This window comes from Mycobacterium sp. IS-1590, from assembly GCF_001500025.1.
Lineage (GTDB): Bacteria > Actinomycetota > Actinomycetes > Mycobacteriales > Mycobacteriaceae > Mycobacterium.
In genome coordinates this window covers 388973-410311 of record NZ_LQIW01000023.1, presented here as the reverse complement: position 1 = coordinate 410311, position 21339 = coordinate 388973, and the positions used below count along the sequence as shown (strand labels likewise).

20 protein-coding genes are annotated in these 21339 nt (G+C 66.9%); 6 read left to right on the top strand and 14 right to left on the bottom strand.

Features of this window, described 5'->3' with window-relative positions; genetic code table 11:
- The first annotated feature begins 42 nt into the window (after positions 1-42).
- Positions 43-207 carry a hypothetical protein gene (locus AU197_RS26320; protein WP_156431547.1) on the top strand — a complete coding sequence of 55 codons (165 nt, stop codon included), beginning with the start codon at positions 43-45 and terminating at the stop codon, positions 205-207.
- Positions 208-1665 carry an alpha,alpha-trehalose-phosphate synthase (UDP-forming) gene (locus tag AU197_RS16725; protein ID WP_064403771.1) on the top strand — a complete coding sequence of 486 codons (1458 nt, stop codon included), beginning with the start codon at positions 208-210 and terminating at the stop codon, positions 1663-1665.
- Here the strand turns inward: AU197_RS16725 and AU197_RS16720 are convergent.
- The 12 genes from AU197_RS16720 to AU197_RS16665 form a co-directional block, all read right to left on the bottom strand.
- Entirely contained in the window at positions 1652-2170 is a 519-nt protein-coding gene (locus AU197_RS16720) for a hypothetical protein (protein ID WP_064403770.1), read from the bottom strand. The genes AU197_RS16725 and AU197_RS16720 overlap by 14 nt on opposite strands.
- Positions 2170-2901 (bottom strand): Rv1363c family protein, encoded by a 732-nt coding sequence (locus AU197_RS16715; protein WP_064403845.1) that lies wholly within the window; start codon positions 2899-2901, stop codon positions 2170-2172. Before AU197_RS16715 ends, AU197_RS16720 begins: the two co-directional genes overlap by 1 nt.
- A gap of 20 nt (positions 2902-2921) precedes the next feature.
- Complete coding sequence (locus AU197_RS16710; RefSeq protein WP_064403769.1) at positions 2922-4646, bottom strand: virulence factor Mce family protein; 1725 nt, start codon at positions 4644-4646, stop codon at positions 2922-2924.
- The gene (locus AU197_RS16705) at positions 4647-5807 is read right to left on the bottom strand and encodes an MCE family protein (RefSeq protein ID WP_064403768.1); all 1161 of its coding nucleotides are present in this window, start codon (positions 5805-5807) and stop codon (positions 4647-4649) included.
- The gene (locus tag AU197_RS16700) at positions 5804-7255 is read right to left on the bottom strand and encodes an MCE family protein (RefSeq protein WP_064403767.1); all 1452 of its coding nucleotides are present in this window, start codon (positions 7253-7255) and stop codon (positions 5804-5806) included. The genes AU197_RS16705 and AU197_RS16700 overlap by 4 nt, the downstream gene beginning before the upstream one ends.
- Entirely contained in the window at positions 7252-8313 is a 1062-nt protein-coding gene (locus AU197_RS16695) for a virulence factor Mce family protein (RefSeq protein WP_064403766.1), read from the bottom strand. Before AU197_RS16695 ends, AU197_RS16700 begins: the two co-directional genes overlap by 4 nt.
- Positions 8303-9340: an MCE family protein gene (locus AU197_RS16690; RefSeq protein WP_064403765.1), complete on the bottom strand. Its 1038-nt coding sequence runs from the start codon at positions 9338-9340 to the stop codon at positions 8303-8305. The genes AU197_RS16695 and AU197_RS16690 overlap by 11 nt, the downstream gene beginning before the upstream one ends.
- A 61-nt stretch (positions 9341-9401) precedes the next feature.
- The gene (locus tag AU197_RS16685; RefSeq protein WP_064403764.1) at positions 9402-10604 is read right to left on the bottom strand and encodes an MCE family protein; all 1203 of its coding nucleotides are present in this window, start codon (positions 10602-10604) and stop codon (positions 9402-9404) included.
- A 9-nt stretch (positions 10605-10613) separates the two neighbouring features.
- Entirely contained in the window at positions 10614-11456 is an 843-nt protein-coding gene (locus tag AU197_RS16680) for an MlaE family ABC transporter permease (protein ID WP_064403763.1), read from the bottom strand.
- Positions 11453-12217: an MlaE family ABC transporter permease gene (locus AU197_RS16675; protein WP_064347984.1), complete on the bottom strand. Its 765-nt coding sequence runs from the start codon at positions 12215-12217 to the stop codon at positions 11453-11455. The genes AU197_RS16680 and AU197_RS16675 overlap by 4 nt, the downstream gene beginning before the upstream one ends.
- 262 nt (positions 12218-12479) lie before the next feature.
- Positions 12480-13406 carry a 3-oxoacyl-ACP reductase gene (locus AU197_RS16670; RefSeq protein ID WP_064403762.1) on the bottom strand — a complete coding sequence of 309 codons (927 nt, stop codon included), beginning with the start codon at positions 13404-13406 and terminating at the stop codon, positions 12480-12482.
- A gap of 45 nt (positions 13407-13451) precedes the next feature.
- A complete protein-coding gene (locus tag AU197_RS16665) occupies positions 13452-13643 on the bottom strand; it encodes a ferredoxin (protein ID WP_064347982.1) in 192 nt (63 codons plus the stop codon).
- A 145-nt stretch (positions 13644-13788) separates the two neighbouring features.
- Between AU197_RS16665 and AU197_RS16660 the strand changes: the two genes are divergently transcribed.
- From AU197_RS16660 to fadD17, 3 genes are read left to right on the top strand one after another with little or no spacing between them, the layout of a single operon-like run.
- Positions 13789-14970, top strand: a complete 1182-nt coding sequence (locus AU197_RS16660; RefSeq protein ID WP_064403761.1) for an acyl-CoA dehydrogenase family protein — start codon at positions 13789-13791, stop codon at positions 14968-14970.
- Positions 14971-14980: 10 nt separating this feature from the next.
- The gene (locus AU197_RS16655) at positions 14981-16087 is read left to right on the top strand and encodes an acyl-CoA dehydrogenase family protein (RefSeq protein WP_064403760.1); all 1107 of its coding nucleotides are present in this window, start codon (positions 14981-14983) and stop codon (positions 16085-16087) included.
- 1 nt (position 16088) lies between these two features.
- On the top strand, positions 16089-17594 hold the full coding sequence (gene fadD17, locus AU197_RS16650) for a long-chain-fatty-acid--CoA ligase FadD17 (protein ID WP_064403759.1): 1506 nt from the start codon (positions 16089-16091) through the stop codon (positions 17592-17594).
- Positions 17595-17674: 80 nt separating this feature from the next.
- Here the strand turns inward: fadD17 and AU197_RS16645 are convergent, their stop codons facing one another.
- Both AU197_RS16645 and AU197_RS16640 read right to left on the bottom strand, forming a co-directional pair.
- Positions 17675-18796 carry an NAD(P)H-dependent flavin oxidoreductase gene (locus tag AU197_RS16645; protein ID WP_064403844.1) on the bottom strand — a complete coding sequence of 374 codons (1122 nt, stop codon included), beginning with the start codon at positions 18794-18796 and terminating at the stop codon, positions 17675-17677.
- A 5-nt stretch (positions 18797-18801) separates the two neighbouring features.
- The gene (locus AU197_RS16640; RefSeq protein ID WP_064403758.1) at positions 18802-20454 is read right to left on the bottom strand and encodes an acyl-CoA synthetase; all 1653 of its coding nucleotides are present in this window, start codon (positions 20452-20454) and stop codon (positions 18802-18804) included.
- Between the two features lie 69 nt (positions 20455-20523).
- On the opposite strand from AU197_RS16640, the gene AU197_RS16635 reads away from it, so the two are divergent.
- Positions 20524-21324 carry a crotonase/enoyl-CoA hydratase family protein gene (locus AU197_RS16635; RefSeq protein ID WP_064403757.1) on the top strand — a complete coding sequence of 267 codons (801 nt, stop codon included), beginning with the start codon at positions 20524-20526 and terminating at the stop codon, positions 21322-21324.
- Positions 21325-21339: the final 15 nt, after the last annotated feature.

The following is a 21339-nucleotide window of genomic DNA, read 5'->3' as shown; positions in this document are numbered from 1 at the left end:
TTAGCGAACCGGCGCGGCCTGCCTTTCGCATACAGTTGTCGTATGCCTGCGAAATCAGATCCCGCCGAGCTCGGCGACGTCGAGCCGCTCGCCGACAGCACCGCCCGTCAGGCGCGCCGCGTCGTCGCCGCGTACGCGAAAGACGCCGAAGAGTGCCGGGTGTTTCTCTCGATGCTCGGCATTGGGCCCTCGAAACTCGAGGCGTAAGTGACTTCAGGGGACGGTCCACGGGCCGGCTCCGGCAACGCCGATTTCGTGGTGGTGGCCAACCGCCTACCGATCGACATGGAACGGTTGCCCGACGGCAGCACCACGTGGAAGAGAAGTCCGGGCGGATTGGTCACGGCGCTCGAGCCGTTGCTGCGCCGCAGGCGCGGGGCGTGGATCGGTTGGCCCGGCGTTCCCGACGGCGACGACGAGCCCATCGCGCAGGACGACATGACCCTGTGCCCGGTCAAGCTGTCCGCCGACGACGTCGCGAAGTATTACGAAGGCTTCTCGAACGCCACGCTGTGGCCGCTGTACCACGACGTGATCGTCAAGCCGATCTATCACCGCGAGTGGTGGGACACCTACGTGGTGGTGAACCGCCGCTTCGCCGAGGCCACCGCCAAACACGCCGCCCAGGGCGCAACCGTGTGGATTCAGGACTACCAGTTGCAGTTGGTCCCAAAGATGCTGCGGATGCTGCGCCCGGACCTCACCATCGGATTCTTTCTGCACATTCCGTTCCCGCCGGTCGAGTTGTTCATGCAGATGCCGTGGCGCACCGAGATCATCGAAGGCTTGCTCGGCGCCGATCTCGTCGGGTTCCATCTGCCCGGCGGTGCGCAGAACTTTCTCATCCTGGCCCGAAGGTTGGTCGGCGCCAACACATCCCGAGCGACGATCGGCGTCCGCTCACGGTTCGGTGAGGTCAGTTTCGGATTCCGCACGGTCAAGGTCGGCGCCTTCCCGATCTCGATCGACTCCACGGCGCTGGACCAGCAGGCGCGGTCCCGCTCGATCCGTCAGCGCGCCAAGGAGATTCGCAAGGAGTTGGGTAACCCCCGCAAGATCCTTCTGGGGGTGGACCGCCTCGACTACACCAAGGGCATCGACGTCCGGCTCAGGGCGTTGTCCGAACTGCTCGCCGAGGGCCGGGCCAATCGCGAGGACACCGTGCTCGTCCAGCTCGCTACACCCAGTCGGGAGCGGGTCGAGAGCTATATCGAGATGCGGGAGGACATCGAGCGTCAGGTCGGCCACATCAACGGCGAATACGGTGAGGTCGGTCATCCCATCGTGCACTACCTGCACCGCCCGGTGCCGCGCGAGGAGTTGATCGCGTTCTTCGTCGCGGCCGACGTCATGCTCGTGACCCCGCTGCGCGACGGCATGAACCTCGTGGCCAAGGAGTACGTGGCGTGTCGCAGTGATCTGGGCGGCGCGCTGGTCCTCAGCGAGTTCACCGGTGCGGCAGCGGAATTGCGTCAGGCCTACCTTGCCAATCCGCATCACCTCGAGGGCGTGAAGGATGCCATCGAGGCCGCCCTGAACCAGGCGCCGGAGGAGGGCAGGCGCCGCATGCGGGCGCTGCGCAGACAAGTGCTCGCACACGACGTCGACCGCTGGGCGCGGGCGTTTCTGGATGCACTGGCTTCGACGGAGTCTAAATCGGAGTGATGTACTGGATCAGCCACTTGCCGTCGACCTTCTGATAGTCGACCCGCAGGCGGCTGCCGTCGTAAACGGGTTCCTTCGATTTGTCGGTGACGGTTCGGTTCAAATACACCATCACCGAAGCCGATTCACGATGTGCGTCGAGCACGCCGACCCCGACGACGTGGGCTTGGCTGACCAACTGGCGTTCGCGCGCCTGCGGAATGATGTCCTTGTCCGCCCGGTCGCGGAACTCCTGGCGGTAATCCGGGGTGAGCATCGGGTAGACCTCGTTGAGCGTGCGCTCGACGGTCTGGTAGTCGTAGCCGAAGACCTTGGGGATCTGTCGTTCGGCCAACGGCGCCAATTCGGCGCGCGCGGCCAGCTCGCCGCGCTGCTCAACGCGGTTCCAGTAGAGCCAGCCACCGGCGCCGGCCGCCGCCACGAACGCGACCGCCAACAGAACCGACAGCGCGCCGACGATGCGCGCGGTCCACGGCGTCTTGGTAGCGCCTGCCGAGGCGCGCATCAGTTCCCACCATCGGGGTACTTGAGGTCGTAGGCCGACATGTGCCCGTTGTCGTCCTCGTGGACGATGACCCGCAGCCGATACGGTTGCGACGGTTGGTTGTTGCCGTCCAGGTCGGTGACGGTGACCCGCGCGGACACCAGCACCGCGGCGTTGTTCGCGACCTCGTCGACCTTCTCCAGGGCGGCGCCGTTGATCACGGCTTCGGCGCTGGCGTTGGTGTCGCGGAACAGCATCTTGAGGTTCTCGGTGTTGTTGCCCTCGGTCATCATCGCGCGAAGCGGCCCGCTGGTGCTGTTGACGAACCGGTCGACGCTGGTGTCGATGGTGTCCTGCTCGTAGCTGAACATGTTCACCACCAGCTGCGAGGCCGTGTCGACGAAAGCCTGCTCGCGTGCCAGCGACGCCTCGGTGTCGCGCTGCTGCACGACCATCAGCGCGCCCAGCCCGACGAGTACCGCCGTGGCGACGGCGGCGACGGCCAGGAAAACCGTCGCGACGAGCTTGCGGTTGGGTTGGCGGCGGGGCGGCGGGCCCGGCGGCTTCGTCAGCCGGACCGTGACCGGTTTGGGCGCCTCGACGCGCAGCGCGGTCGCGGTCGCCTCACCGCCCGCCGGCCCGGCGGCCCGCGATGCCCGCCGACGCCGCGCCGGCCTCGACTCGGTCTCCGTCGGTGCTGATTCGCTGGTCGCCCCCTGCGCTGCACGCGTGGACCCACCGCTCGTGCTCACCGAAACCGAACCTCCGTCATTCACGCCTGCCTGGGGGCCAACATCAGGTCGACCCAGTTTTCTGCAGGCGCCAGTTTGTCAGTCGCGGCCGCGATGACGCCAGTTCCGCCCTCGGGGTCGACGAACTGCCCGTTCCGGTCGTAGGTGGTGAAGCGCGGTCCGGCCGGCCCCGACGCCATCGGTGGCGCCTCCGCGGGCAGCGGCGGACCACCCGCCGGCGGCGGTGGGAGGGTTCCGGCCGGCGGCGGCGGTGGTGTCCGGCCGTACGGCGGTACCACGTGATCCGGTGGGCTGAAGAACGGCCATGCGGGCGGCAGGTTCGGCTGGACCTCGTTCGGCGGCACCGGAAGCGGGAACGGCGCATGCGGGGCGGGGCCGGGACCCGGTGGCACGCCGGGCGGCAGCTGCACCGCCGGCGGGCCCGGATCCGGATCCACCTGCGGCGGGATGTAGGGGAACTTGTTGGGCGGCAGGATGTTGCGGCCGTCCTCGGGGGTGTCGTCCTCCATCACGTCCATCGGTGTTCCCAGCGGCACCGGCGGACCCCGCCACGGGTTGTTGCCGATCGGGACGTACCCGCGCGGGTCGCGGCACAGCTGGATCGTCGGCGCACGCTTGCCCGGGAATTCCTGGCAGGGGTAGTTGCGCGCGCCGCGAACCACGGACGGATCGTTCTGCGGCACCTTGCAGTACAGGTCCTTGGGCAGTTCGCGCAGGGTCTCGTCGGCCGGACTGCGCATCTCGCTCGCCGGCACGAAACCGGTCAGGCACGGCGGCGGATCCTGCAGGTCGATTTTGAAGTCGAGCTTGCCACCCTCGTCGGCGGGCAAGCCGCCACCGACCGTCAGCAGCGCCGCCATCAACGCCGGGAACACGACCAGCGCGTGCTCGAGCGACTTGCGGTAGATGACGCCGATGCGACCGAAGTTCGCGAGGTTGGCGGCCAGTACCGGGAACGACGGCCGGATCCCGCTGAACAGTTCGTTGGCCTCGGCCGTCGCCCCGGGCACGGTCTGCAGCGTCGTGCGGAACTGCGGGTCGGCGTTGGCCAGCTCGGTGGTGAGGCGGGCCAGCCCGTCGGACAGCGAGCGGATGTCGTCGCCGCTGCGGATCTGCGCGTCGAGGAACGGACCGACCTGGTCGATGAGCTGGTTGACCTGCCCGTAGTTGGCGTTGGCCTCGTCGACGAGCATCCGCGCCGACTGGATCATCCGCGCCAGTTCGGGTCCGGACCCGTTGAAGGCCTTGAAGGTCTCCCGCAACAGGTCCTGGATGCGGCTGTCGCCGATACTCGTGACGAGTTGCTCGGCCTCATCCAGCAGGCCCGCGATGTCCTGTCCGATCGCGGTGCGGTCGACCCCGATGTTGGATCCGTCGCGCAGCGTGGCGCTCGACGCGTCCGGCGGAGGAACCAGGTCGATGTATTGTTCGCCGACCGCGGACACGCTCTTGACCGTCGCGGTCACGTTCTCCGGTACGGGTGTGCCGCTGTTGAGGCGCATCTTGGCCACGACGCCGTCATCGGAGAGACCGACCGACTCGACCCGGCCGATCGTCACCCCGCGGTAGGTGACGTTCGCGTTCTCGTACAGCCCGCCGGCGGCGACGAAATCGGCGGTCGCCCGGTAGGTGCCTATGCCGACCGCGGCCGGTAGCTGCAGATAGAAGATCGAGATCGCGCCCACCGTCAGCACGGTGACGATCGCGAAGATCGACAGCTGGATACGAGTCAGGCGCGACAACATCTAGGAGCCCTCCCCGTGCTGCGTCGCCGTGCCCGGCGGAATCTTGAACGGGTCTGCGGCCTGACCGGACAGGTTCGCCAGCGCGCCCGTCATGAAGTCCGGTGGCGTGATCAGCTCGTGCATCCGCTTCATGTTCGGATCGAAGCCCCACGACGTGGTGAAGACCGACTCGCCGGTGCGCCGCAGGGTCAGGTCGAAGGTGGTGTACACGTTCAGGTAGTCACCGCGAACCGCGTTGCGCAGGTACTTGTAGTGGAACGGGAATGTCGGCAGCAGCTCGAGATCCTTGATGAAGAAGTCGGCGTTGTCGTTGAACGCCTTGACCACCGGGTAGAGATCCTTGAAGTCCGCCGCGAAGTCGTCCTTGGTCTGCGCGAGGACACGGGACGCGACGGTGGCGAAGCTTCGGAGCGCGGTGAACGCGTCGACGATGTTGGCGCGATTGTCGTTGAGCACCTTCAACGCCGCGGGTAGCCGGTCGAGGGTCAGTCCCAGGCTGTCCTTGCTGCGCGCGAGGATCCCGGCGAACCTGTCGATGCCCTCCATCGCCGCGATGATGTCGTTGGTCTGGCGGTCCAGCGAGCTGGTCAGTTCGGCCAGCCGCGGGATCAGGTCGACGAACGAGCCCTGGCGTCCCGCGATCGCGTTGTACGTCTCGTCCGTGATGTCTTGCAGCGCACCGAGATTGCCCTTGTTGACCACGACGCCGAGGGTGGACAGCACTTCCTCGGTGGTCGGATAGCGACCGGTCCGATCGAGCGGGATGTGCGAGCCGTTCTTGAGTTTCCCGACGCCGGGACCGTCGGCGGGCGCAGACAGCTCGATGTGTTGCGAACCGAGCAGCGAGGTCTGCGCCACCTTCGCGGTCGCGTTCTCGGGCAGGTTGACGTTCTCGTCCAGCGACAACTGGACCGCGGCGTAGAACGTCCCGTCGGAGCGTTGCACGGCTTCGATACCCGAGACGCTTCCGACGGTGACGTCGTCGACCATCACCGGCGAGTTCTGCGGCAGCGTGGCCACATCGGGCAGTTCCACGGTGATCTCGTAGGAACCGGCGCCGTGCCCGGCGGTGCCCGGCATGTTCAGGGAGTTGAGCCCGCCGAACGAGCAGCCGGCCAGGAGCACGGCCAGCGACGGGATCGCCACTATTCTGCGGATCACGGTGCACCTCCACCCGGTAGCGGGGCAGGCATCGGTACGGGAGCGACCGGAGCGCCGGGTTCGGCGGCCTCGGACGGGCCCGCGACCGGAGCCTGGGACTCCGCGGCCGGAGCTTCGGCCAGGGGTCCGCCGGCGTGCGCGGCACCGGGGGCCGTGTCCGGTGCCGGGGGAGCCAGCAGCGAACTGAGGTCCATATCCGCCGACACCGGCGGCGGAGTGACCCCGGGCGCGGGGTTCCATTGCAGGTACGGCACCGGGGTCTCGGACTTCGCCTCCGTGGCGGGGGTGTCGTAGATAATCTGGCCCTTGTAGGCGGTGATGCTGTTGATCGGGTGGAACAGCAACGGCGGGAAGTTCATCGCGATGCGCTTGAACACCGGGCCCATGCGCTGGCGACAGATCTCGGTGCGCTTGAAGTTGTCGGGGGTCGGAGCCGCCTCGAAGGCACCACCGCAGATGAACTGCACCGGGTTGGCGAAGTTCGGCAGCGTCAGCAGGCCACCTACCGTGCCCTGCGCCGGGTTGTAGATGTTGTAGAAGTTCGACAGGCCGTTGGGCGTGATGTGCAGGATCTGCTCGATGTCCTCGCTGCGCTCGGTCAGGATGCTGGTGAAATCGGTCAGCTTGGTGACCTGATCGATCAGCGCGCCGTTGCTCTCGTTGAGAAAGCCCCTCACATCGCTCAGCGCCTGGTTCAGCGTGGCCAGCGTGTTGTCCAGGCCCGCCGAACTGTCGGCAAGCACCTGCGATACCGACGCGACGTGGTTGGAGAACTGCACGATCTGTTCGTTGCTGTTCGCCAGGGCGTTCACCAGGACCTGCAGGTTGCGGATCGTGCCGAACAGATCGGTGCGCGAGTCGCCGAGCCGGCCGGCGGTCTGCGAGAGCTCCCGCAACGCCTCGCGGAACGTGTCACCGTTGCCGTCGAAGGTGTCGGCGGCCTGGTTGACCACGACGGACAGCGGGCCCTGCATCGAACCGGGCTTCGGCCCGAGTTGCGCGCTCAGAGCGGTGAGTTGCTCTTTCACCTCGTCCCACTCGACCGGCACCGCGGTGCGATCGAGGCCGATCTGCGCACCGTCGGCCATCGCCGTTCCGCCGGTGTAGGCCGGAGTGAGCTGAACGAACCTGGCCGACACCAGATTCGGTGCGATCACGAGCGCTTTGGCGTCGGCCGGAACCTGGATCCCGTGGTCCAGCGTCATCGTGACCTTCACGTCGCCGACCCGCGGTTCGATGGAGTCGACCCTGCCGACGGGCACTCCCACGATGCGGACCTCGTCGCCGGGATAGAGCCCGACCGCTGAGGTGAAGTACGCCGTCACCTTGTTGCCGACCCGGGTCGGCCACACCAGGTACACGCCGACGGCGAGCGTGATCACCAGCAGGGCGGCCAGCGTCGGCCGCAGCCAGCGGCTGCGGGTCAGGGTCGAAGGCGCTTGCGTCATGGTGACTTCGGCCTAATGATCAGGCGCTCGGAGATGTAACCGCGCAGCATGTCGGCGAGGCTGTCGGGCAGCTTGCCCGGCTGGAAGTAGAAGTCCAGGAGCACCTCGGCTATCGGTGCCGGCGGCAGGCCGTACAGGTTGATCTGGAAACCGGGGCCGGATCCGACCACCTCGCCGAGGGCCGTGGCGTAGGGCGGCAGCCGCTTGAGTGCCTCGTTGATGTGTTCGCGCCGTTCGAGAAGGTTGTCCAGCACCAGGTTGAGTTTCTCCAGCGCGGGCCTGAACTCACGACGGTTGTCGGCGACGAAACCGGAAAGCTGTTGTGACACATCGTCGATGCCTGCGATCAGGTTGCTCAGCGCCTGGCGCCGTTCGTCGAGCGCGGCGAACAGCTGGTTGCCGTCGACGATCAGCTGGTTCACCTGGCCGGCGCGCTGCGCCAGGGTGTCGGAAACCCGCTTGGCGTGGCCGAGCAGCTGCGCGAGCGCCTCATCGCGCTTGTTCAGGCTGCGCGACAGGTTAGCCACCCCGTCCAGCGCACCGCGCAGATGCGGCGTGGCATCGCGAAGCGAGTCGGTGATCGTCTGCAGCGCCTGCTCGAACCGCGGCTTGTCCAGCTCGCCTGCGGTCTGCCCGAGGTCCTGCAGCGCCGTGGCCAACGTGTACGGAGTCGTCGTGCGCCCCAACGGAATCACCGTCGACTCACCGGTTCCCTGCGGCGTCACCGCCAGGGACTTCTCGCCGAGCACCGTGTCCGTCTTGATCGCGACCATCGACTGGTCGCCCACCCTGATGTCGCGGTCGACCGTGAACAGGACCTTGGCCGCGTCCCCGGCCAGTTCGACGCCGGTGACCTTCCCGACCTTGATGCCCGACACGTTGACGTCGTTGCCCGGGATGATGCCGCCGGCGTCGCTGAAATACGCCTCGTAGGGCTTTCCCTGTGGGAAGAACGGAAGGCTGCTGTAGCCGAACGAGACCAGCACCAGGCAGGCCACCAGGAAGATGCCGAAGATTCCTGTGCGCAACGGGTTCGAATCATCGGGCCTACTCGACATTGGGCGCACACCTCCCCTTCGACGGATCGGGCGGACCGCCCAGCGGGATCAGGATGTCGCTGCCCGCCGGCCCGTTGATCTTCAGTCGGGTCGAACAGTAGAAGATGTTGAAGAACGACCCGTAGGCGCCAAGGGCGTTGAGCCGCAGGTAGTTCTCCGCGAGCGGCTCGATCACCTTGTTCACGTCGGCCTTGCGCTCATCCATCCGCTGCGCGAAGGGGCGGACGTTCTCGAGGACACCCTGTATCGGCCTGCGTGACTTCGCCAGCATGTCGGTCAGGTCGTTCTCCGCCGATGCGAGGGGCTCGATGGCGCCGGCGATCGGATCACGGCCTTCGGCCAGACCCGTGATGAGCTGCTGCAGTTGGTCGACGCTGGCGTCGAACTGTGCACCCTTCTCGTCGACGGTTCCGAGCACGGTGTTCAGATGGGTGATGACGTCACCGATGAGTTGGTCCCTGGCGGCGAGGTTCTGGGCGAATGCACTGGTGGTGGACAGCAGGTTCGACAGCGCGCCGCCCTCGCCCTGCAACAGCTCGATCACCGCGTTGCTGACCTCGTTGATCTTCTGACCGTCGAGACCCTTGAGCACCGGCCGCAGGCCGCCGAGCAGCGCGTCCAGATCGAGCGCGGGCTGAGTGTTCTCCTTGGGAATCGTGCTGCCGGCCGGCAACTTTCGCAGCTCCCCAGGTCCGGAGGTGATCTCCAGATACCGATCGCCCACCAGGTTCTCGTAGCGGACCACCGCCCGCGTCGAGGTGTAGAGCTGATAGCGCTTGTCGACATCGAAGGAGACGTCGACCGTGTTGTCGGGGTTGAGCTTGACATCGCCGACGGTTCCGACCGGGACACCGGCGATCCGCACGTCCTGGCCCGCCTTCAACCGCGAAGCGTCGGTGAACGTCGCGTGATAGCCCTTTTCGGCGGTGAACCGGAACTCGCCGAAGACGACCACCAGTCCGGCGGCCACCAGAAGCATGACCACGGTGAAGATGCTGACGTAGAGCAACGTCTTGTCGCCGCGCATCATCGTTGTTTCTCCCCCTGCCCTTCGGGCGGGAGGTACCCCCACGCGCAAGCGCTCGTCATTAGAAGTCGTCCCGTTCTGCGAACGCCCCGTTGAACAGCCACTGCAGCGTCGACGGCGCATCGAACTGCAGCTCGGTGTTCGGCTGGTACGGCACGTAGGCGTTGTCGGTGACCAGGAACGGTGAGCGGTACCAGGAGCCGCCGAACTGCTTGCTCGGAACATTCGGCAGGCCGCGGCAGTTCGGGCCGCCGGTGGCGTTCACGATGGGCAGGCTCTCGGGGTAGGTGTAGCCGGGCGAACCGGGAAGGAAGTTCGACGCCACGAACAGGCCGGGCCGGATACCACCGATCACGGGCGCGAACCGGTCGACCGCCAGCGCCGTGCCCTCCAGCATGCAGCCGAAGACCGGCGAATAGTCGCCGGCCACCTTCAACGGCGCGCGGAGTCGTTGGATCGCGGCGATGTAGTCGTCCGCGGCGGGTTCGAGGGTGGCGGTGCCGTTGTTGCCCAGCCCGGTTGCGGCCAGCAGCGTCGCGTTCAGATTTTCCTGCTCGTCGACGATCGTGTCGCTGATCGTGGGTGCGTTGTCGATGATGCGGGCCAGATCCGGACCGGCGTCACCGTAGATGTTGGCCACCACCGCGGTCTTGCGCAGGTCCTCCTGCAGCGTCGGCAGTTTCGGATTGAGTTGCTGCAGGTAGTAATTCAGCCCGGCCAGTAGCGCACCGAGATCGTCACCGTTACCCCGCAGACCTTCGGCGAGCGCGCTCAGCGTCGCGTTCAGGTTGATCGGGTCGATCTTGTTGAGCACGTCGCTCAGCGTCTGGAACAGCGTGTTGACCTCGAGCTGCACATCCTTGGCGGCCACGGTCGCGCCGGCCTTCAGCTGCTGACCCGACGGCTTCGCAGGCGGCAGGAACTCGACCGACTTGGCGCCGAAAACCGTTGTGCTGCCGATCCGCACATTGGCGTTGGAGGGGATGAACCGCATCTCGTTGCGGTTGATGGCCAGCGTCAGCTTGGCTTCGTTGCCGGCGTACTCGATCGACTCGACCTTGCCGACCTGAACGCCGCGGTACTTGACCTTGGCGTCGCGCTCCATCACCAGACCCGCCCGTGGAGCGGTGACGCTCACGGTGTCCACCGGCGTGAAAGCCGCGGTGTAGGCCAGGTAGGTGAACACCGTCGCCGCGAGCAGAATCGCGGTGAGGATCGCTGCGGCGATCCTCACGTGGCTGCGCTTGGCCTCGGTGTCCGACATGGTCCCCGCCTACCCGGAGAGGTTGAAGTTGCCGGACGCGCCGTACACGGCGAGTGAGATGAACAGGGTGATGGTGACGACGACGATCAGCGAGGTCCGCACGGCCTGGCCGACCGCGATGCCGACGCCGACCGGACCGCCCGACGCGTTGTAGCCGTAGTAGGTGTGCACCAGCATGACCGCGATGGCCATGACTATCGCCTGCAGGAAGGACCACAGCAGGTCCGTCGGCACCAGGAAGGTGTTGAAGTAGTGGTCGTAGAGGCCGGCCGACTGTTTGTTGATGAACACCGTCGTGAACCGCGCGGCGAAGAACGCGGCGAGCACCGACAGTGAGTACAGCGGGATGATCGCGACCATGCCGGCCATCAGGCGGGTGGACACCAGGTAGGACACCGAGTGCACGGCCATCGACTCGACGGCGTCGATCTCCTCGGATACCCGCATGGCGCCGAGTTGCGCGGTCGTGCCCGCGCCGATGGTCGCGGCCAGCGCGATGCCGGCGATCACCGGAGCGACGATGCGCACGTTGAGGAAGGCCGACAGGAAGCCCGTCAACGCCTCGATGCCGATATTGCCCAGTGAGCTGTAACCCTGGACCGCGATGACGCCGCCGGAGGCCAGGGTCAAAAACGCGGCGACACCGACCGTGCCGCCGATCATGACCAGCGCACCGGTGCCCATCGTCATCTCGGCGATGTTGCGGACCGTCTCCTTGCGGTACCGCCGGACCGCGTTGGGCAGGTAGCGCATCGTCTCGCCGTAGAACAGCGCCTGCTCGCCGACGCTGTCGACGATCTTGGGCACACCGCTGAAGAAGCGGCGGAAACGGACCGTGACGTCGTAGCTCATCTCTCGAGCACCCTCACGCCGATCGCCGTCATCACCACGTTGATCACGAACAGGCAGATGAATGCGTAGACGACGGTCTCGTTGACCGCGGTGCCCACGCCCTTGGGGCCACCCTTGACCGTCAGGCCGCGATAGCAGCCGACCAAGCCGGCCACCACCCCGAACAGCAGGGCCTTGATCTCGGCCATGACGAGCTCACCGAGGCCCGTCAACACCGTCAGGCCGTTGATGAACGCACCGGGGTTGACGCCCTGCAGGAAGACCGAGAACACGTAACCACCGGACAGGCCGATCAGGCAGACCAGGCCGTTGAGCAGCAGCGCGACGAACGTCGAGGCGAGCACGCGAGGCACCACCAACCGCTGGATCGGGTCGATGCCCAGCACCCGCATGGCGTCGATCTCCTCACGGATGGTGCGCGCACCGAGGTCCGCGCAGATGGCGGTCGCGCCGGCGCCCGCCACCACCAGCACCGTCACGACGGGCCCGAGCTGGGTGATGGTGCCGAAGGCGGTACCGGCGCCGGACAGGTCGGCCGCACCGATCTCGCGGAGAAGGATGTTGAGGGTGAACGCGACCAGAACGGTGAAAGGTATGGCCACCAACAGGGTCGGAACCAACGAAACCCGCGCGATCATCCAGGTCTGGTCGAGGAACTCGCGGAACTGAAACGGGCGCCGGAACGTCTTGGCGAACGTGTCAAAGGACATCTCGACGAACCCGCCCACGGCCCGAGCCGGTGCCGCGAGCTGTTCGATCAACCTTTGCTCCGTTCTCGGGGGTCTGGATGTTCGTCGCGTCGTCTTCGTGGCGAAGAGGTGAAATACGTTGTCACGGCGGACTTCCCACCCCTCGGCTAAGCGTTGCTCTCGGTGAGCCGGATCATACTAACTAGAACACGTTCGCAGTGTCAAAGCTCCCAAAATGGAGTCCTGATTGTGATTTTGCGCAGGTCAAAGCAAGTGTGATCCAGCTCATTCTAGAACGTGTTCTAGTAGAGCCCGGCCGTACCTAACGAGACCGTCAGTCTTGCTGATTCATCAGCCCCGTGGCCGAGAAACACTTCTCTGGATCACGTCCAGCAAAGTACTCCCGAAGGGTTTCCGACAACGTCGAGGGATTCCAGGCATCGGATTCGGCGCTGAATTGTGCCTCGACCGTCGGCGCTGCCACCAGTGTCACCGTTCGACCGTAGACGATGAAGAGCTGACCGTTGACCGCTTCCGCGGCCGGGGAGGCCAGGAACCGCACCAGGTTCACGACGTGCTCGGGCGACAGCGGGTCGATCTGGCCATCGCTCAACTCCGGCGCTTCGCCGAACACATCCGCGGTCATCGCGGTGCGGGCGCGGGGCGCGATGGCATTGGCCCGCACGCCGTAGCGCTCCAGCGCCCGGGCCATCGACAGTGTCAACGCGGTGATCCCGGCCTTGGCGGCACCGTAGTTGGCCTGCCCGACGGGCCCGACCAGCCCGGCTTCCGAAGAGGTGTTGATGACGCGGCCGTAGACCCGGCCAGCCCCATCTGCGGCGTTCTCTTTGGCCTTGGCTCGCCAGTAGGTGGCCGCGTTGCGGGTCAACAGGAAGTGCCCGCGCAGGTGCACGGCGATCACCGCATCCCAGTCCTCGTCGGACATGTTGAACAGCATGCGGTCGCGGGTGATGCCGGCGTTGTTGACGACGATGCCGAGGCCACCGAGCCCATCGGCCGTCTCGACCAGTTCGTCGGCGGTCGAGCGCGCGCTGATGTCGCCCGCCACGGCGACGCCCTTCGAGCCGGCTGCCGAGATCTCGTCCAGCACGTCGGACTTGTCGAGCGCGGCGGCGATGTCGTTCACGACGACGGTGGCCCCCGCCCGGGCGAGGCCGATCGCCTCCGCGCGCCCCAGGCCCGCGGCCGCTCCGGTCACCACCGCAACGCGGCCGGACAGGTCGTTGGGGTCTGTAGTCATGCCGCTCCTCGTATGCCCGTGTGCATCGTCAATTTATGAATACCTCTAGTCTCGGCGAAGCAGTGCCGCCCTCGGGCACTCGGCGATGGACTGCTCGGCCAGATCCTCCTGGTCGGCGGGCACCGGATCCAGCTTGACCACCGCGTAATCGTCGTCGTCCAGATCGAACAGGTCGGGCGCGATTCCCACGCAGACGGCGTTGCCCTCGCACCGGTCCCGGTCCACTTCCACCCTCATCACAACCTCCTCGCGGTCAAAGCTGCTCCGAGCCCAGTGTGGCACCGGCCTGGACCCCAAGACTAGAACGTGTTACAACCGGGAGTGAATCGGGGCTGGCTCCCGGTACGCCACTTCGTGCCTCTAGAGAAGTTAGGACAAGGCGATGCGGATCGGCTACACCCCAGAGCAGGAAGAGCTGCGCCGCGAGCTGCGCTCCTACTTCACCAAGCTGATGACACCCGAGCGCGCCGAGGCTCTGGCATCCAACGACGGCGAGATGGGCCGCGGCAACGTCTACCGCGAGACCGTCGCGCAGATGGGCAAGGACGGCTGGCTGACCCTGTCGTGGCCCAAGGAGTTCGGCGGCCAGGAGCGCCCGCCCATCGACGGGTTGATCTTCAATGACGAGGCCGCGATCGCGAACGTGCCGGTGCCGTTCCTGACGATCAACAGCGTCGCGCCGACGATCATGCACTTCGGCAGCGACGAGCAGAAGAAGTTCTTCCTGCCCAAGATCGCCGCCGGCGAACTGCACTTCTCGATCGGTTACTCCGAGCCCGGCGCCGGCACCGATCTGGCGTCGCTGCGCACCACCGCCGTTCGCGACGGCGACGACTACGTGATCAACGGCCAGAAGATGTGGACCAGCCTGATCGCCTACGCCGATTACGTGTGGCTGGCCGCGCGCACCAACCCCGAGGCCAAGAAGCACCGCGGGATCTCGATGCTGATCGTGCCCACCACCGCGGAGGGGTTCTCCTGGACGCCGGTGCACACCATGGCGGGCGTCGACACCAGCGCCACCTACTACCAGGACGTGCGCGTGCCGGTGACCAACCTCGTGGGCGAAGAGAACGCCGGCTGGAAGCTGGTGACCAACCAGCTCAACCACGAGCGCGTCGCACTCGTATCCGCCCAGCCGATCTTCGTGGCGCTCGGCGGGGTTCGTGAGTGGGCCCAGAACACCAAGGACGTGCACGGCAACCGGCTGATCGACTCGGAGTGGGTGCAGCTCAATTTGGCCCGCGTGCACGCCAAGGCCGAGGTGCTCAAACTGATCAACTGGGAACTGGCATCTGCCGATGAGACAGCGCCTTCCCCCGCGGACGCGTCGGCGGCCAAGGTGTACGGCACCGAACTGGCCACCGAGGCCTATCGGCTGCTCATGGAGGTGCTCGGAACGGCGGCCACGTTGCGGCCGGGTTCGCCCGGGGCGCTACTGCGCGGACGGATCGAACGGATGCACCGCAGCTGCCTGATCCTCACCTTCGGCGGCGGCACCAACGAGATTCAACGCGACATCATCGGCATGGTCGCGCTGGGTCTGCCCCGAGTGAATCGATAGGAAACTCACCATGGACTTCAAGACAACCGAAGCGTCCGACGACCTCGGCGGGCTGGTGCGCACCATCGTCGACTCGGTCGTGACGCCCGAGCGCCAACGCGAGCTCGATGGTCTGGACCAGAGGTTCGACCGCGCGCTGTGGGACAAGCTGATCGAGGCCGACGTGCTGTCGGCCGCTTCCCCCGAGGCGCTGGGTGGAGGCGGGTTCGGCGTGCTGGAGCAGGTGGCCGTGCTCGTTGCGCTCGGCCGGCAGCTGTCCGCGGTGCCGTATCTGGAGTCGGTGGTTCTGGGCGCCGGGGCGCTGGCCGAGTTCGCCTCGGACACACTGCAACAGGAGTGGGCGGTACCCGCGATCAAGGGCGACAAGATCCTCACGGTCGCGCTCGACGCCGAGATGGGTCAGGGGCCGGTGCAGGCGCAATCCTCCGAGGACGGCTACCGGCTCACCGGGTCCCGCGCCCTGGTGCCCTACGGTCCGGTTGCCGACGCGTTCCTGGTCCCTGCCGAAACCGACTCGGGCCCAAAGGTTTTCCTGGTCTCCGCGACGGATCCCGGCGTGACGGTGCAGTCGTTGAGCACCACAGGGCATGGCAGCGTCGCCCATCTGGAACTGCAGGGCACGCAGGTCGATGCCGGCCGGGTCGTCGGCGACGGCTCGGGTGGTGATGTCGCAGCTTGGCTGAGCACCCGGGCGACCCTGGGCCGCAGCGCCTTTCAACTCGGAGTCCTCGAGCGCGCGCTCGAGCTCACCGCGGCGTACGCCCGTGAGCGCGAGCAGTTCGACCGGCCCATCGGCAGTTTCCAGGCTGTGTCGTCGCGGCTGGCCGACGGCTACATCGACGTCAAGGCGCTCCGGCTGACCCTGACGCAGGCCGCCTGGCGGTTGTCCGAAGATCTTCCCGCGGACGTCGACGTCCACACCGCGGCGTTCTGGGCCGCCGACGCCGGCCACCGCGTCGCACACACCACGGTGCACGTGCACGGCGGCGTCGGGATCGACATCGACCACCCCGTGCACCGGTATTTCCTGGCGGCCAAGCAGACCGAGTTCGCGGTCGGCGGCGCCACGGGACAACTGCTGCGCATCGGCCGGGAGTTGGCCGATACGCCCGCGTGATGTGAACAAGCTACCCACGGTCGCTGAGCTGCTGGCGCCGCTGGTCGACGTCGAGGACCGCGGCGTGCTCTTCGAGGAGACGTTCACCACCTGGCGCGAACATCTGCGCCATGCGGCCGCGATCGCCGCCGCGCTGCGCGCCCGCCTCGATCCGGACCGCCCGCCACATGTGGGTGTCCTGCTGCAGAACACCCCGTTCTTCTCGGCGGTGCTGGCCGCCGCTGGACTGACCGGGATCGTGCCGGTGGGCCTCAACCCGGTGCGCCGCGGGGCCGCGCTCCAGCGTGACATCGCCCATGCCGATTGCCAACTGGTGCTGGCCGATTCGGGCGCACGGGAGGTGATCGACGGGATCGACCACATCGATGTCGACTCGCAGCAGTGGGCGGACGAGGTGGCGGCGTTCGCCGCTGAGCCCGTCGCGGTGCGCGAGGCCGATCCCGCGGACCTGTTCATGCTCATCTACACGTCGGGCACCAGCGGCGACCCGAAGGCCGTCAAGTGCAGCCACGGCAAGGTGGCGGTGGCCGGCGTGACCATGACCCAACGGTTCGGCCTCGGGCCGAGCGATGTCTGCTACGTGTCGATGCCGCTGTTCCACTCGAACGCGGTGCTGGTCGGGTGGGCCGTGGCGCTGGCGTCGCAGAGCTCGTTGGCGTTGCGCCGCAAGTTCTCCGCATCGCAGTTCCTGCCCGACATCCGTCGGTTCGGGGCGACGTATGCGAACTACGTCGGCAAACCGCTGTCCTATGTCCTCGCGACGCCGGAGCGTCCCGACGACGCGGACAACCCGTTGCGAGCGGTGTACGGCAACGAGGGTGCGCCCGCCGATGTCGAGCGATTCGCCAAGCGTTTCGGCGCGGTGGTGATGGATGGCTTCGGCTCGACCGAGGGCGGTATCGCCATCGCGCGCACACCCGACACTCCGCCCGGCTCGCTGGGCCCGCTGCCGCCGGGCACCGAGATCGTCGACGTCGACACCGGTGAGCCGTGCCCGCCCGGTGTCACCGGTGAGCTCGTCAACGTCTCGGACGCAGGCCGTTTCGAGGGGTACTACAACGATCCGGAGGCCGACGCCGAGCGCATGCGCGGCGGCGTGTACCACAGTGGCGACCTGGCCTACCGCGACGAGAACGGCTTCGCGTATTTCGCGGGCCGCCTCGGCGACTGGATGCGCGTGGACGGCGAGAACCTCGGTGCGGCACCGATCGAGCGGGTGCTGCTGCGGCACCCCGACGTCGTGGAGGTGGCGGTCTACGGGATACCCGCACCTGACGTCGGCGACCAGGTGATGGCCGCGCTGACGCTGACCGAGGGGGCGGTTTTCGACGTCGACATGTTCCGCGAATTCCTCTCGGCACAAACCGATCTCGGCCCCAAGCAGTGGCCCTCATTCGTCCGGGTCAGCACGGCGCTCCCGCGCACGGAGACGTTCAAGGTGATCAAACGGCAGTTGGCGGCCGAGGGTACGGCCTGCGCCGATCCGGTGTATCCGGTCCCGCGATAACGCATACTTCGCGCCGAGCGTGGCGTTGTGTCACGCATTTCGCGAATCCGCGTGCGTCGAGCCCACGCTCGACCGGGAAGTTAGTCGCCGCGGATGCCGTCGAGGCGGCGGGTGGCCTCCTCGAAACCCTGCACCAGCTCGGCGATGATGTCGGCGACCGGGCGGATCTCGTTCATCCGGCCGACGATCTGTCCCACCGGCATCGCCACGGTGTCGGGGTTGTCCGACTCGTTCATGCGCTGGTGCGCCTCGCTGACGAGGATGTTCTGCAGCGGCATCGGCAACGGCTCGGGGGCGTCGGGCGCATCCCACGCGTCGGTCCATTTCGTCTTCAGCAGACGAGCGGGCTTACCGGTGTAGATCCGCCGGCGCACGGTGTCGGCCGACGTCGCCCGCAGCAGCCCCTCCTGGATCGTCGAGACGCCGCCGGGCTTGCGGTGCCCGAGGTCGTACTCGGCAGCGGTCAGGAACGCCGAACCCATCCACACCCCGGAAGCGCCGAGCGCCAGCGCCGCGGCCACCTGCCTGCCGGTGCCGATACCTCCGGCGGCCAACACGGGGGCCTTCCCGTCAAGGGCGTCAACGATTTCCGGCCACAGCACCATCGAGCCGATCTCACCGGTGTGGCCGCCGGCCTCATGCCCCTGGGCCACGACGATGTCGACGCCGTTGTCCACATGGCGCGCAGCGTGTTTGGCGCTGCCTGCCAGGGCCGCGACCGGAACTCCCGCGGCGTGCACCTGGTCGATGACGTCCTTCGGCGGAGAGCCGAGCGCGTTGGCGATCAGCTTGATCGGATGCTTGAGCGCGACCTCCACGTGTGAGCGCGCCACCGAGTGCAGCCACCCGAGCACACCCTCGTTGCGCGCCCCGTCCTCCGGAAGCGGCGGGACCCCGAGATCGGCGAGCGTCTTGTCGACGAAGTCGCGATGGCTCTGCGGGATCAGCTTGTTGATGTCGACCGCCGTGCCCTCCTGAGGCACCTTGGCGGGCATCACCACGTCGACGCCGTAGGGCTTGCCGTCGGTGTTCTCGTCCATCCAGCACAGCACGTCTTCGAGATCGTCGGCCGAGTTGAACCGAACGCAGCCCAGCACCCCGAGACCGCCCGCCTTGCTGACCGCCGCGGCGACCTTCTCCGACGGCGTGAAGACGAAGATCGGGTACTCGATGCCGAATCGATCGCAGAGTTCGGTGCGCATTCCGGTCACGACGCCGACCCCACGTGATTGGCGTGCACCTCGTCGGCGGCGCGCTCTTCGGTGACGTCCTTGGCCCACCGGTAGTCCGGCTTACCGGCCGGGGTGCGCTGGATGTCGTCTACCCACCAGATCTTGCGCGGCACTTTGTATCCCGCGATCTCCCGGCGCACGAACGTGTCGAGCTCGGCCAGTGTCGGGGTGGTGCCCGGCCGGCGGTGTACGACGGCCGCGACGCACTGGCCGTACCGCTCGTCGGGCACCCCGACCACGAGCGCGTCGAACACGTCGGGATGGCCCTTGAGCGCGGCCTCGACCTCTTCGGGGTAGATCTTCTCGCCGCCGCTGTTGATCGACTGCGAGCCGCGGCCGAGCATCGTGACGGTGCCGTCGGCCTCCACCTCGGCGTAGTCACCGGGGATGGCGTAGCGAATGCCGTTGAACGTCTTGAACGTTTCGGCTGTCTTCTTCTCGTCCTTGTAGTAGCCGACCGGGATGTTGCCCTTCTTGGCGATCAAGCCGCGCACACCCGATCCGGGCTTGACCTCGTTGCCGTCCTCGTCGAGAACGACGGTGCGGTGGTCGATCGTCACCCGCGGGCCGCCGGTGTGCGACTGCCCCTTGGCGACGATGCTGGTGCCGCCGAAGCCGGTCTCCGAGGATCCGATCGAGTCGGTGATCACCCGGTTGGGCAGCAGTTCGAGGAACTTCTCCTTGATGCTGGTCGAGAACAGGGCGGCGGTGCTCGCCAGCAGGAACAGGTTGGAGAGGTCGGGCTCGCGACCGGACTCGTGCAGTTTGACCAGCGCATCGAGCAAGGGGCGGCCCATCGCGTCGCCGGTGAAGAACAACAGGTTCACCTTGTGCTTCTCGATGGTCTGCCAGACCTCGTCGGCATCGAATTCCGGTGCCAAGACGGTGGTTTGACCAGAGAACAGCGACATCCAGGTGGCCGACTGGGTGGCGCCGTGGATCATCGGCGGGATCGGGTAGCGGATCATCGGCGGGTTCTCCGCGGCCGCCTTGGCGAGGTCGTACTCGTCCTTGACGAACTCACCGGTGGCGAAGTCGGTGCCGCCGAAGAGGACCCGGTAGATGTCCTCGTGGCGCCACATGACGCCCTTGGGGAACCCGGTGGTGCCGCCGGTGTAGAGCAGGTAGATGTCGTCGGGGCTGCGCGGCCCGAAATCGCGCTCGGGCGAACTCTGTTCGAGAGCCGAGTAGAACTCGACGCCACCGTAGCGTTCGAAGTCGTCGTCGCTGCCGTCCTCGACCACCAGAACGGTTTTCACGGCCGGGGTCTCGGGCAGCACGTTCGCGACGCGGTCGGCGTAGCGGCGCTCGTGCACCAGGGCGACCATGTCGGAGTTCTCGAACAGGTACTTCAGCTCGCCCTCGACGTAGCGGAAGTTGACGTTGACCAGGATGGCGCCGGCCTTGACGATGCCCAGCATCGCAACGACGATCTCGTTGCGGTTGCGGCAGTAGAGGCCGACCTTGTCGTCCTTCTTGACGCCCTGGTCGAGGAGGTAATGGGCCAACCGGTTGGCCTGCTCCTCCAGCTGGGCGTACGTCAACTGGTCGTCGCCGCAGATGAGGGCGACACGGTCTGGCACGGCGTCGATGGCGTGCTCGGCGAGATCGGCGATGTTCAGGGCCACGAGACCTAAACTAGAACGTGTTACATTTCCAGACAAGTCTGTGGCATCGACGCTGGAAGGCGAACCCTCGTGAGTGATCCCCAGAAGGGCCCCGACGCCCTCATTGAGCAGCGCGGACACACCCTGATCCTGACGCTGAACCGGCCCGAGGCGCGCAATGCGCTCTCCACCGAGATGCTCTCGATCATGGTCGAGGCCTGGGACCGTGTCGACAACGATCCCGAGATCCGCACCTGCATCCTCACCGGCGCCGGTGGTTACTTCTGTGCGGGGATGGACCTCAAGGCGGCGACGGCCAAGCCGCCGGGCGACTCGTTCAAGGACGGTAGCTACGACCCGTCACGCATCGACGCGCTGCTGAAGGGCCGGCGGCTGACCAAACCGCTGATCGCCGCGGTCGAGGGGCCCGCGATCGCGGGCGGCACCGAGATCCTGCAGGGCACCGACATCCGCATCGCGGGTGAGAGCGCCAAGTTCGGAATCTCCGAGGCGAAGTGGAGCCTTTATCCGATGGGCGGCTCGGCGGTGCGCCTGGTGCGCCAGATTCCGTACACCATCGCGTGCGATCTGCTGTTGACCGGGCGGCACATCACCGCCGCCGAGGCCAAGGAGTACGGGCTGATCGGCTACGTGGTTCCCGACGGCACCGCGCTGGACAAGGCGCTGGAGATCGCCGAGGTGATCAACAACAACGGCCCGCTCGCCGTGCAGGCGATCCTCAAGACCATCCGCGAGACCGAGGGCATGCACGAGAACGAGGCGTTCAAGCCCGACACCGCCAACGGCATCCCGGTGTTCCTCAGCGACGACGCCAAGGAGGGGCCGCGGGCGTTCAAGGAGAAGCGCGCCCCGAACTTCCAGATGAAGTAGGCCCGCTTCCGCGTC